General features: G+C 34.3%; 12 protein-coding genes. 7 read left to right on the forward strand and 5 right to left on the reverse strand.

Annotated features, from left to right (window positions below; translation table 11 throughout):
* Window positions 1-152: 152 nt before the first annotated feature.
* The 4 genes from ACEN2H_RS07065 to htpG all read right to left on the reverse strand — a co-directional run bounded on the left by ACEN2H_RS07065 (window position 153) and on the right by htpG (window position 3,893).
* Window positions 153-329 carry a hypothetical protein gene (locus tag ACEN2H_RS07065; RefSeq protein WP_441731617.1) on the reverse strand — a complete coding sequence of 59 codons (177 nt, stop codon included), beginning with the start codon at window positions 327-329 and terminating at the stop codon, window positions 153-155.
* Between the two features lie 101 nt (window positions 330-430).
* Window positions 431-616, reverse strand: coding sequence for a hypothetical protein (locus tag ACEN2H_RS07070; protein WP_441731618.1), 186 nt, complete (start codon window positions 614-616; stop codon window positions 431-433).
* Window positions 617-873: 257 nt separating this feature from the next.
* Window positions 874-1,488: a hypothetical protein gene (locus tag ACEN2H_RS07075; RefSeq protein WP_441731619.1), complete on the reverse strand. Its 615-nt coding sequence runs from the start codon at window positions 1,486-1,488 to the stop codon at window positions 874-876.
* A 500-nt stretch (window positions 1,489-1,988) separates the two neighbouring features.
* Window positions 1,989-3,893, reverse strand: coding sequence for a molecular chaperone HtpG (gene htpG / locus ACEN2H_RS07080; protein WP_441731620.1), 1,905 nt, complete (start codon window positions 3,891-3,893; stop codon window positions 1,989-1,991).
* A gap of 178 nt (window positions 3,894-4,071) precedes the next feature.
* Here htpG and ACEN2H_RS07085 point away from each other — a divergent pair, with 178 nt between their 5' ends.
* From ACEN2H_RS07085 to argS, 5 genes are all read left to right on the forward strand, one after another.
* A complete protein-coding gene (locus ACEN2H_RS07085; protein ID WP_441731621.1) occupies window positions 4,072-4,551 on the forward strand; it encodes a hypothetical protein in 480 nt (159 codons plus the stop codon).
* Window positions 4,552-4,576: 25 nt separating this feature from the next.
* Entirely contained in the window at window positions 4,577-5,272 is a 696-nt protein-coding gene (locus ACEN2H_RS07090) for an OmpA family protein (RefSeq protein WP_441731622.1), read from the forward strand.
* A 142-nt stretch (window positions 5,273-5,414) separates the two neighbouring features.
* On the forward strand, window positions 5,415-6,362 hold the full coding sequence (locus ACEN2H_RS07095; protein WP_441731623.1) for an ABC transporter ATP-binding protein: 948 nt from the start codon (window positions 5,415-5,417) through the stop codon (window positions 6,360-6,362).
* Window positions 6,363-6,589: 227 nt separating this feature from the next.
* Window positions 6,590-7,597 (forward strand): 3-oxoacyl-ACP synthase III family protein, encoded by a 1,008-nt coding sequence (locus tag ACEN2H_RS07100; protein WP_441731624.1) that lies wholly within the window; start codon window positions 6,590-6,592, stop codon window positions 7,595-7,597.
* 443 nt (window positions 7,598-8,040) lie between these two features.
* The gene (gene argS / locus ACEN2H_RS07105; protein ID WP_441731625.1) at window positions 8,041-9,819 is read left to right on the forward strand and encodes an arginine--tRNA ligase; all 1,779 of its coding nucleotides are present in this window, start codon (window positions 8,041-8,043) and stop codon (window positions 9,817-9,819) included.
* A 97-nt stretch (window positions 9,820-9,916) separates the two neighbouring features.
* Here the strand turns inward: argS and ACEN2H_RS07110 are convergent, their stop codons facing one another.
* On the reverse strand, window positions 9,917-10,168 hold the full coding sequence (locus ACEN2H_RS07110) for a CBU_0592 family membrane protein (RefSeq protein WP_441731626.1): 252 nt from the start codon (window positions 10,166-10,168) through the stop codon (window positions 9,917-9,919).
* Window positions 10,169-10,476: 308 nt separating this feature from the next.
* Here ACEN2H_RS07110 and ACEN2H_RS07115 point away from each other — a divergent pair, with 308 nt between their 5' ends.
* Window positions 10,477-11,187, forward strand: coding sequence for a hypothetical protein (locus ACEN2H_RS07115; protein WP_441731627.1), 711 nt, complete (start codon window positions 10,477-10,479; stop codon window positions 11,185-11,187).
* A gap of 123 nt (window positions 11,188-11,310) precedes the next feature.
* Window positions 11,311-12,663, forward strand: coding sequence for a signal recognition particle protein (gene ffh, locus ACEN2H_RS07120; protein ID WP_441731628.1), 1,353 nt, complete (start codon window positions 11,311-11,313; stop codon window positions 12,661-12,663).
* The last annotated feature ends 64 nt before the right edge of the window (window positions 12,664-12,727 follow it).

Raw genomic sequence — 12,727 nt, forward strand, 5'->3', positions numbered from 1 at the left:
CTATTCAAATATAATGATGTTTAACTATAAAAAACTGCATTAGAAATAGTTGCTAATTGGAATGGGTACGAAGTCGGGAGACTTCGCATAGCAATGCTGATTTTTAATGAGATTTAGGGTTTTAAGGAAGACTTCGGGGAGCCGGGGTCTAATCATTCCGTTAAATTCCTTTTTCTGAAAGGAATCCATTTAAAAACAAGTCCGATTCCACAAGCAGATAAAATCCCTAATATAGGTCCAATAAAGTTGTTTTCAGTTAAAAAGGAAGCTGAAACAGCTAAAACAAATAATCCAATTCCGATAATCTGTGCTTTATTAAGTTTTTTCATGTTTTTATATTGAGTTATTGTGGTTAAGGTTTTTATTATCAATATTTTTTTTAGAGACCTTTTTAGACTTATTCATCGTACTTACTAAGGTAGTATTAGTCTTACTGTTCCGAATTTACATTTCTGTCTTTAATTATTTGAGAGGACAATCCAGCTATTATAATCACAGCAGTACTCACAATAATAGCTTTCCCATTTTTCTCAGGGAATAATAAAATACTCGCTATTATCCATAAACCGATAGAAATTAATCCCGTTATTTTTGTAGTATTAGATATTTTTTTCACTAAAGATATTTTTATGTTTTTTTTTTCAGTTTTGTAAAAGTTCTATTAATACAGCGGATTTTGTATCTGTCTTGTTTACTTTTTTTATTCAAATATAATGATGTTTAACTATAAAAAACTGCATTAGAAATAGTTGCTAATTGGAATGGGTACGAAGTCGGGAGACTTCGCAGAGCAATGCCGATTTTTAATGAGATTTAAGCTTTTAAGGAAGGCTTTGAGGATTGGGTTAATTATATATGGTCTTATAATGGTTTTTAATGTGGTATTGTAACTCTCAAGTCAATATCCTTGATAGATTTTAATTTGTATTTTATATATCGGCCACTTTCATTCTTTCCTTTCGCTTCTAAAATTATGAAATTAAAAGGAGGTTTTGTTTTATTGTTTCCTTCTGTCTCAAGAAAAGAGGATTTAATTAATGAGAAATAATTTTTGTCTGTTTCTTTTATAATAAACTGGTATTCCGCAATTTTTTTCTCTCTTTCATTGAGAATTTTTAAAGTAATCTCTTTATTTTCTTTTTCTTCTTTTATCTCAGAGAATTCAAGTTTATTTTCATTGACACTTTCTTTGAATTTTCTTGTTTTTATAAAATAGAACTTTAAGGAATCTGATTTATCAATATAAAAATAATGCATTTGATTTTTTTTTCTATCAATTATAAAAGATACAAGAGAATCGTTACGGTAATATAGGTTCATATGATATGAGTCATCTTCAGAATTGAAGAGTTTAGTATCTTCCTTATTGGGAAAATATTGATTGTAAAGATTATCTTTTACTATTTTATCAAACTTATAGTTTTGACCGTAGCACAGGTTGATAGAGAATAAAAAAAGAACGGAAAATATCGTTTGAAGTGTTTTCATAAGTTTTTAAAAACGTTTTGGTGTTTGATAGATTTTGGTAAAAACATGAGATAGTTCTTGCTATGTGTGCTTCGGACGGCTGCCGCGCAACTATTATGTAGTCGTTATAAAATAGCGACTGCAAGCCTAAAATGGTAGGTTGTTGCTATTGAATGACTGATTGTTGTCAAATATATAAATAATATTTTTAGCACAAAAAATAATAGTAAGTATAAGTTTTAAAGATGTTTTACATACCTATAAGATGGTTTTTTTATTGACTTGAAAATCAAAACGTCCATATTAGCCCTGATGGAAATGAAAATCCCGTGCCTTTTTTTGGCGCGGATTGTAATGAACAGCAGGACGAGGCGTTGTTATAAAAAGCAATCGTTCTGCTCCCAAACAAAAAAGACCCACAAGTTTTTACTTGCAGGTCCATTTTTTATTTTCAATAGTTTCCGAAACAACTTCGGAATAAGCGATTCAAAGCATTTTTCTTCATAAAATGGCTTGTTTACTTATTTGATCATCTCAAAACTTCTTTTCACAAAAGTAGTCAAAGCTTCCCCTTTCAATAGGTTTTGTGATAATTTGGCCAAGTCAAGAGCTTGTTTTACCAAGTGTTCTTGATTTGATTTGTCTTCTGCATTCAAAATGGTTGTTGCTAATGGAGAGTTTGTATTAACAACTAAGTTATACATTTCCGGCATATTGCCCATCCCAAACATTCCGCCACCACCGCCAGATTGACTCATTTCTTTCATTCTACGCATAAATTCAGGTTGCGTGATGATAAACGGTGCCGATTGACTGTCCATGGCTTCCAGTTGTACGCTATAAGTTTCTTTTGGCACTATTGTTTCCAAAACTGTTTTTAAGCTTGTTTGTTCTTCCTCTGATAATTTAGAAATAGTAGTTTCCTCTTTCTTGATTAAATTATCGATATGATCTGAATCGACACGAACGAAGGTTACATCCTTATTGTCTGCTTCCAGTTTTTGGATTAAATGTGAAATTATTGGAGAATCTAATAATAGCACTTGATATCCTTTCTCTTGGGCAATTTCGATGTAAGAATGCTGTGCATCTTTATTTCCTGCGTATAAAACAACCAGTTTGCCGTCCTTGTCCGTTTGATTGTCTTTTAAGTTTTCTTTTAACTCCTCAAGTGTATAGTACTTGTCTTCAACTGTTGGGTATAAAAAGAAAGCGGCTGCTTTTTCGTAGAATTTATCTTCAGAAAGCATTCCGTATTCTAAAACGATTTTGATATCGTTCCATTTTTTCTCAAAATCTTCACGGTTTTCAGTGAATAACGATTTCAATTTATCGGCAACTTTACGAGTGATATAGTTGGATATTTTCTTAACTGCTGCATCTGCTTGTAAACCTGAACGAGATACGTTCAATGGAATGTCTGGTGAATCTATAACCCCTTTAAGCATCGTTAAGAATTCAGGAACAATTCCTTCTACATTATCAGTTACGTAAACCTGATTTTGGTACAATTGGATTTTATCCTTCTGAATTTGTAAGTCAGAACCCAATTTTGGGAAATACAAAATACCAGTTAGGTTAAAAGGATAATCAACATTCAAATGAATGTGGAATAATGGCTCTTCAAATTGCGCCGGATACACCTCATGATAGAAAGACTTATAATCTTCATCTGTCAATTCAGTTGGTTGTTTTGTCCAGGCTGGATTTGGGTTATTTATGATGTTATCTACTTCAACGGTTTTAAAGACTTCGTCCTTGTCTTCCGCTTCAACAGATTCTCCCTTTTTTTGTTCTATTTTTTCAGTTCTAGTTCCAAATTTAATTGGTACAGGCATGAATTTATTGTACTTGTTCAGCAGGCCTTTAATTTTAGACTCTTCTAGGAATTCTAATGAATCCTCAGCAAGGTGTAAAATTATTTCAGTTCCGCGTGTAGTTTTATCAGCAGGCTCTAAAGTGAACTCTGGACTTCCGTCACAGGTCCAGTGTGCCGCTGGTTCGTCTTTATATGATTTAGTAATGATTTCCACTTTTGCAGCAACCATAAATGCGGAGTAGAAACCAAGACCAAAATGACCAATAATGCCAGAATCTTTAGTCGAATCTTTGTATTTTTCAAGAAACTCTTCAGCTCCTGAAAAAGCCAGTTGATTGATGTATTTCTCTACTTCCTCGGAGGTCATTCCTAAACCTTGGTCAGTAATATGGATTTTCTTAGCCTCTTTGTCAATTTTTACTTCAATAATTGGATTACCATATTCTACGTTGGTTTCACCAATATTTGTCAGATGCTTTAATTTTAGTGTCGCATCTGTTCCATTTGAAATTAATTCACGCAAGAAAATCTCGTGGTCACTATAGAGGAACTTCTTTATTAAAGGGAAGATATTTTCCACCGAAACATTTATTTTTCCAGTTGTCATATTTAAAATTTTAAGGGTTTTACAATCTCAGCCAATTCTTTCAAATAGAGTACCAATACCTAGTCAAGTGACAAATTGTCGTAACTGTTAATTTTGAAACAAAATTATTGAATTTTGAAACCATAATTATTAATTCCCTTTGTACCTTTATGTTAGTTTAATACAAAATAATAGAACAATGAAAAAAATATTTCTTTTAACAGCTTTAGCATTAACGCTGTTTTCATGTAAGACCACTTCAGTAACAACTAATAAGTTGGATAGAAGTACTCAAGTAGCAATAAAGGGAAACTGGATTTTAACATCGGTGACTTATCCAGGCTCAGAATACATTAAGGTAAACTCTTTTGACATTGCCGATTCAAAATGTTTTGAAGGAAGTACATGGAAATTTATTTCAAATAATAACAAAGGAGATATGGCATTGACAAAGTTTGATTGCCCTGTTTTTAGCTCTCCTATAATTTGGTTTATTAATAAAGACGGTGAATTTATTTTGAAAGTTTTAGATGTAGACGAAAAAGCAAAAAGAGTAAGGGCAGGTTATGTATTGCAGGTTGCAAATCAATCTGAGAATTCTTTCCAATTGGTTGACAAAGGAATTAATGTTGCCGGTAAAAGCATTGACGTAGTTTACCAATTTCAAAAATCTAATTAATAAGAAACATTTAAAAAAGACAATTATGAAAAAATTTTCTATACTAGCGATCGCATTAACCATGTCAATTGGAACGCTTTTTACAAGTTGTGAATCGTTAAAGAACACAAATAATACGCAAAGAGGTGCCGGAATCGGAGCAGCCAGTGGAGCAGTAATCGGAGCTATACTAGGCAATAATGTAGGTAAAGGCGGTAAAGGAGCCATGGGAGCAGTAATTGGTGGCGTTGTAGGTGGTGTTGCCGGCGGAGTTATTGGTAACAAAATGGACAAGCAAGCCAGACAAATTGACGAAGTGCTACCGGGAGCAGAGGTAAAACGAGTAGGTGAGGGGATTCAACTAGTTCTAAATGAAAATTCGGTACGTTTTGACACGAACAAATCTAGTTTAACGACTGAAGCCAAAGTTAATTTGAACAAGCTAGTTCCTGTTTTTCTGGAATATCCTGACACTGATATCACTATATTTGGGTATACAGATATTACGGGTCCTGCGGATTATAATCTGAAACTTTCGGCAGAAAGAGCAGCTTCTGTTAGAGATTACTTGGTTAGTAAAGGATTAGCTTCAAGTAGGTTTAACGTAACTGGTTTAGGTATTGCCGATCCAATTGCGACAAATGATACTGCAGACGGAAGAAGCCAAAATCGCCGTGTAGAGTTTGCTATTACCGCAAATGATAAAATGAAGGAAGATGCCAAAATGGAAGCAGGGAATTAAAACTTAGTTTGTTTTAGCAGTAATAAAGCCATTTCGTTATCAGAACGAAATGGCTTTCTTTTTCAGTTAAATTATTGTTTCAACAAAGGATTCTTGTTGAAGAAAACTATCTTTGCAGTCTCAAAACATCATCACAATAAAAATGCTTCAAGTTCAAAACATCTCATTTGGTTATGCCGAAAGCCGCGTGATCCATAATATAAATTTTACAATCGAAAGAGGGCAGAATATTGCCGTGATTGGCGAAAGCGGTTGCGGGAAAAGTACGCTTTTAAAATTAATTTACGGCTTGTATGATTTAGACGAAGGGAATATAATTTGGAATGAAACGGAAGTGTTGGGTCCAAAGTATAACTTAGTTCCGGGCATGTCGTTTGTCAAATATTTATCTCAGGATTTTGATCTGATGCCTTACACAACTGTTGCAGAAAATGTAGGTAAATTTCTTTCTAATGTTTTTCCTGAGAAGAAAAAAGAACGAGTCCAAGAGCTCTTGGAAATTGTTGAAATGACTGAATATGCAGATGTTAAAACTAAGTATTTGAGTGGCGGTCAGCAGCAAAGAGTGGCTCTTGCGCGAGTCTTGGCTTTGGAACCAGAAATACTTTTGCTGGACGAACCGTTCAGTCATATTGATAATTTCAGGAAAAATGCACTTCGCCGCAATTTGTTTGCCTACCTAAAATCAAAGGGAGTAACCGTTATTGTTGCTACCCATGATAGTACAGATGCTCTTTCTTTTGCTGACGAAACCATTGTTTTACAAGACGGAAAAATTATTGATAAGGCAGGTTCGCAAAGTTTGTACAGTAATCCAATTAATAAATATGTAGCCTCGCTTTTTGGAGAAGTTAATGAGTTAAAATTATCTCATTTAGTCGTCGTAGAAGAAGGCGATGATGAAATAATTTTGTTGTATCCTCACCAACTTAAAGTGGTTGATAATGGCTTAATGGAGGTGATTGTCAAACAATCGTACTTTAAAGGAAGTCATTATTTGATTAAAGCGGTTTTTGACCGGAAAGCAATTTTCTTCGAGAACGATTCTGAATTAGAAGTAAATCAAACGGTAACGCTGATGATAGCGTAATAGACAAAACCCCTAAAAACCTTATCTAATAATGTGTTTTTTAAATAAATGATAGTCCTAGTTTTAGTAATAAATGTGATTTGTTACACAAGAATATGAAGATATTGCTAATAGCAGGAAGTAGCGCACAAAAGATATAAGTTGTACATTGCTAAAAAAAGAGTAATTTTCCATCCAGAATTTAAAGTATGCTTAACTTTAGCATCTTATTTTAATAAAACTATAATATGTACCATTCAAAAATATCGGGCTTAGGGTATTATGTCCCATCAAATGTTGTCACTAATGACGATTTATCTAAAACTATTGATACTAGTGACGAGTGGATTCAGGAAAGAACTGGGATTCAGGAAAGAAGACATATTATACCTGGAGAAGACACAACTACTTCAATGGGGGTAAAAGCGGCTGAAATCGCTATTAAACGTTCCGGTGTTGCCAAAGAAGATATCGATTTTGTGGTTTTTGCCACATTAAGTCCCGATTACTATTTTCCAGGCCCTGGAGTTTTAGTACAACGTGATTTGGGCTTAAGAACGGTAGGTGCATTAGATGTAAGGAATCAATGTTCAGGTTTTATATATGCATTGTCGGTTGCTGACCAATATATTAAAACGGGCATGTATAAAAATGTTTTAGTTATAGGTTCTGAAGTACATTCAGCAGGTTTGGACATGACTTCTCGCGGACGTGGAGTTTCTGTCATTTTTGGAGATGGAGCGGGAGCGGCTATTTTAAGTAGAGAAGAGGATTTGACCAAAGGAATTCTTTCTACTCATTTACACTCAGAAGGGCAACATGCCGAAGAATTAATCGTAAAGGCCCCAGGAATGGGGGGGCGTTGGGTAACTGACATCCTCGCCGATAATGATCCTGACGATGAAAGTTATTTTCCTTATATGAACGGTCAATTTGTGTTTAAAAATGCAGTTGTTCGTTTTGCCGAAGTGATAAATGAAGGATTAGAATCAAATGATTTGCAAGTATCGGATATTGACATGTTGATTCCGCATCAAGCCAATTTAAGAATTTCTCAATTTATTCAAAAGAAATTTGGTTTGAATGACGATCAGGTCTACAATAATATTCAGAAATATGGTAACACAACTGCGGCGTCGATTCCGATAGCCTTAACTGAGGCATGGGAGTTGGGTAAGATAAAAACAGGAGATACAGTTGTTTTGGCTGCTTTTGGTAGCGGATTCACCTGGGGAAGTGCCATCATAAAATGGTAAAACCATATGTTTTTTAGTTCAATAAAAAGACTGTTTTCTTTTATATAAAAAACCCCGGAGTTGGCATACTCCGGGGTTTTTTGGGTAACAAATTATCTAAACTAAATCTTATAAAACTCCACCGCTGCCTCGGGTTTCATTTTTGCCTGTTTGTTTTCTTTGGATGGCTTTGTTTTTTTTGCCTACGGCTTTTCTAGAAACAGTTCTGGAATAGAAAGTAGGAATGATTTAACAAAAATTCTCGCTTGTATTTAAAAACAGCTATTAAAGTGTACTTAATAGACTCGCTAAAAGAAAAAATGTTACACTTTAATTTAAAAAATTAGTGTATTGTGGTAGTCAAAGAGTAAAAACCCTTATTTTGAGTAAGAAATTATCTTGTTTTCCAATTTACAAATTGCTGCATTATAGCTATATTTGCAAGCTTAAATTAAATACATAAAATGACATTATCCCAAATTCTTACGCCATCAATCGAAAAAGCCATTCAAGCTTTGTTTGACATTGCTATTGACAAAGTTGAATTTCAGTCCACTCGGAAGGAATTTGAGGGGGATATTACGATGGTTATTTTTCCTTTATTAAAAGTTGTAAAAAGCAACCCAGTAGAGTTGGGTAATAAAATAGGAAACTACCTAGTTGAAAATGTAGCGGAAGTTGCCAGATTCAATGTAGTTTCGGGCTTCTTGAATATTGTGATTTCAGATGAGTACTATTTGAATTTCTTTAATGAAATTAGAGATGATCTGAAATTTGGTTTTGTTATACCAAATCCTGATGATAAGGCTGTGATGGTAGAATATTCCTCACCAAATACAAATAAGCCACTGCATTTAGGTCACGTCCGTAATAATTTATTGGGTTATTCTGTTGCAGAGATTATCAAAGCTTCAGGTAAAAAAGTATATAAAACTCAAATAATAAACGATAGAGGAATTCATATTTGTAAATCAATGCTGGCTTGGCAGAAATTTGGAAACGGAGAAACTCCCGAATCGTCAGGTTTAAAGGGAGATAAATTAGTAGGTAATTACTATGTGGCCTTTGATAAAGCCTATAAAGTAGAGATAGCTCAATTGATGAGCAAAGGAAAAACAGAGGAAGAAGCTAAAAAGCAAGCTCCAATTATTCTGGAAGCACAAGAGATGCTTTTAAAATGGGAAGCGGGTGATGAAGAGGTGATTTCGCTTTGGAAAAAGATGAACCAATGGGTTTATGATGGTTTTGCCATCTCTTATAAAAATTTAGGAGTTGATTTTGATTGTTACTACTATGAAAGTAATACCTATTTGTTAGGGAAAAATGTGGTTCAAATTGGACTTGAAAAGGGTATTTTCGAAAAAGACCCTGATGGCTCTGTTTGGATTGATTTGACTGACGAAGGATTAGATCGTAAAATAGTATTGCGCTCTGATGGAACTGCGGTTTATATGACCCAAGACATAGGTACCGCCATTCAGCGTGTAAAAGATTATTCGGATGTGGGTGGAATGGTTTATACAGTAGGTAATGAACAAGACTATCACTTTAAAGTGTTGTTTCTAATTCTGAAAAAATTGGGATTTGATTGGTCTCAAAATCTATTTCATTTATCATATGGAATGGTAGATTTGCCTTCTGGTAAAATGAAAAGCCGTGAAGGAACAGTTGTAGATGCAGATGATTTAATGCAGGAAATGACGGAGACAGCACAGAAAATCGCTGAAGACTTAGGGAAATTAGATACATACTCTCCCGAAGAAAAAGCAGAATTATACAATACGATAGGTCTGGGAGCTTTAAAATATTATATTTTGAAAGTAGATCCTAAAAAACGAATCCTTTTCAATCCTGAAGAGTCAGTAGATTTTGCTGGAAATACAGGGCCTTTCATACAATACACTTACGCTAGAATTCAATCGATAATTCGTAAAGCTAATTTTGATTTTTCAAGTGAATCTGGAATGCTTGCGCTACATGAAAAAGAGAAAGAATTATTGAAACAGTTGGAATTGTTTCCAGAGGTGATACAGAACGCGGCTCAGAACCATAGTCCTGCACTATTGGCAAATTTCACTTATGATTTGGTGCGTGAGTATAATTCTTTCTATCAAACGGTTCCTATATTAGGTTCAGAAGTGGAAATTGAAAAAGTATTCAGAGTTCAATTGTCAAAAAAAGTAGCTGACACTATTGCTTCTTCTTTTCAACTTTTAGGTATTAATGTCCCGGAAAGAATGTAAATAATAAAAATTATATCAAAAAAACGACCTCGATTTGGGGTCGTTTTTTTTATTTATTAAAGTCGAAGTAAAAGGGAATGTGTCGCTCTCACTATTTTTACTGTGAACAATTAATTTTTTTACTAGTTTGGATTAATGCCAATAGGCTTACTGCGGCCCAAGTACCCTCAAGAATGATAAATGGAATGTAGTTTATTAATATCGAAGCATAGCAAGCGATACAGGCCCCGATTATATTTAAAGTGAAATACAGCAAGCCTTCTTTTGGGATAAGCGAAAATATATTTAAAAAATAAGCGATTAAAATAATGCCAACACCTATCGCACCAATAATGTCGTTATAGTTCATAATGGTATAAATTGATTTAGTAACTTTTATAAAATGGTTTCGTTTTGTACAAAGCTAAAGCATTACTTGCAAAATTACCTTCATTAAGCTCCTGTTAAGCGACTATTTAATCTGTAATTAGAATGCGTTTCACGATATATGCTCTAGGCGTTCTGTACGAAAGCTTCTCTATGAAACTTTCGATACAGAATTAATCGTCTGATTGTCCATAGAATTCGTTAAGTTTTTTTAATAAATATTTGCAAAGGCTGCAATATAAGGGCGTTTTTTTCGTTGTATAATAGTGCGAACAAATAAATATTGGCATCATGAAAAATATTTTAGTTTTAGCTTTACTTGTCATTATGATAAGTTCTTGCACGGATAATTCAGCCACAGGTAAAAATGGTAATGTTACTTTAAAAGCATCTGCTGTGTCTACTTCAGCTTTTACTTCACGAACGGCAGCAACGGCAGTTATTACCGATTTTAAGATTAATATCGGTAATATTAAATTTGAAACAGATGAAGATGATGACAATTATAAGAAGGAGTCTAGTCATGAGGATGTTAAATTGATGGGGCCCTTTTTATTAGATTTATTGGACGCAAACAAAACACTAATTGAAACAATTGCTTCGTTAGACATTCCCAATGCTAAATATGAAGAAATAAAATTTAAGTTTGAAACAAGTACTGAGGTTGGTGAAATGTTTGGTAAAAGTATTTTAATAAAAGGAACTATTGATGGTAAGGAATTTGTTTATTGGAGTGATAAAGACGTTGAATTAGAAATAGATTTTAGGGATCCATCCAAGGATTTCACTGTTGATAATAATGATCTGACGCTTAATATCAAAATACAATTAGATGCTCTTGTGGCGAAATTTGTCTCTTTAGCCAGCCAAAATTTATTGGCAGATACAGATGGTGACGGCCTAATCGAAGTCAGTACAGCTAATGACGACGGGCATCACGAAATTGGGGAGTCAATAAGAGATTTATTGGAACAGGAAACGCATTTAGACGACAAGGATTAATCAAAATAGGATCTAAAATTTATAAAAAAGAGAGTGTCTTAAAAAGATGCTCTTTTTTTGTTTAGAATAGTATTTAAACTTCAAAATCAAATGCTTAAATTTGCAGTTCATAAATAAAAAATCATGTTCGATAATTTAAGCGATAAACTAGACAAAGCCTTTCATATACTTAAAGGGCACGGGAAAATAACTGAGGTAAACGTAGCTGAAACTTTAAAAGAAGTTCGCCGCGCTTTACTTGACGCCGATGTTAATTTCAAAATTGCTAAGGATTTTACCAATAGAGTAAAAGAGAAAGCGCTTGGACAGAACGTTTTAACCACACTGCAACCTGGACAATTATTGGTAAAGTTGGTAAAGGATGAGCTTACAGAGTTAATGGGTGGCGATGTAGCTGGAATCAATCTTTCAGATACACCTTCAGTTATTTTGATGTCAGGTTTACAAGGTTCTGGGAAAACAACTTTTTCAGGAAAACTAGCTAATTATCTGCTAACAAAAAAGAATAAGAAGCCTTTATTAGTAGCTTGTGATATCTATCGTCCAGCGGCAATACAACAATTATATGTTGTCGGGGACTCGATAGGCGTTGAGGTATATTCAGAGCCAGAAAATAAAAATCCTGTTGAAATTGCGCAGAATGCAATTAAACATGCCAAAGCGAATGGGTTTAATGTTGTGATTGTGGATACAGCAGGTCGTTTAGCTGTTGATAAGGAGATGATGGACGAGATTGCTCGTGTTCATAAAGCAATTAAACCTCAAGAAACGTTGTTTGTTGTGGACGCTATGACAGGTCAAGATGCAGTGAATACAGCGAAAGCGTTTAATGATATATTGAATTTTGACGGGGTAATCCTTACTAAATTAGATGGTGATACTCGTGGAGGAGCCGCCTTATCCATTAAAACAGTCGTTAATAAGCCAATTAAGTTTGTTGGTACAGGTGAGAAAATGGATGCTATTGATGTCTTCTATCCTGTGCGTATGGCAGAACGTATCCTTGGAATGGGAGATGTTGTGTCTTTGGTAGAACGAGCTCAAGAGCAGTTTGATGAAGATGAAGCTAGAAAAATTCAGAGAAAAATTGCTAAAAATGAGTTTGGTTTTGATGATTTCTTGTCTCAAATTCAGCAAGTGAAGAAAATGGGTAACATGAAAGACTTGGTCGGAATGATACCAGGTGCTTCAAAGGCGATGAAAGATGTAGAGATTGAAGATGATGCTTTCAAACATATCGAGGCAATTATCCATTCAATGACTCCAATCGAAAGAACCAAGCCGTCAGTAATAGATGTAAAAAGAAAAGCCAGAATTGCAAAAGGTTCAGGAACAAAAATCGAGCAAGTCAATCAACTGATGAAACAGTTTGAGCAAATGAGTAAGATGATGAAGATGATGCAAGGGCCGGGGGGCAAAAACCTCATGAAAACGATGGGCGGAATGAAAGGAATGCCTGGCGGAATGCAAGGATAATTTATTTAAGGTTTAAAGTATCATATGAAAGGATACTTTAAGCCATATTTTTTATAAAATAAAT

The sequence above is a fragment of the Flavobacterium sp. W22_SRS_FP1 genome, from assembly GCF_052113685.1.
Taxonomy (GTDB): Bacteria; Bacteroidota; Bacteroidia; order Flavobacteriales; family Flavobacteriaceae; genus Flavobacterium.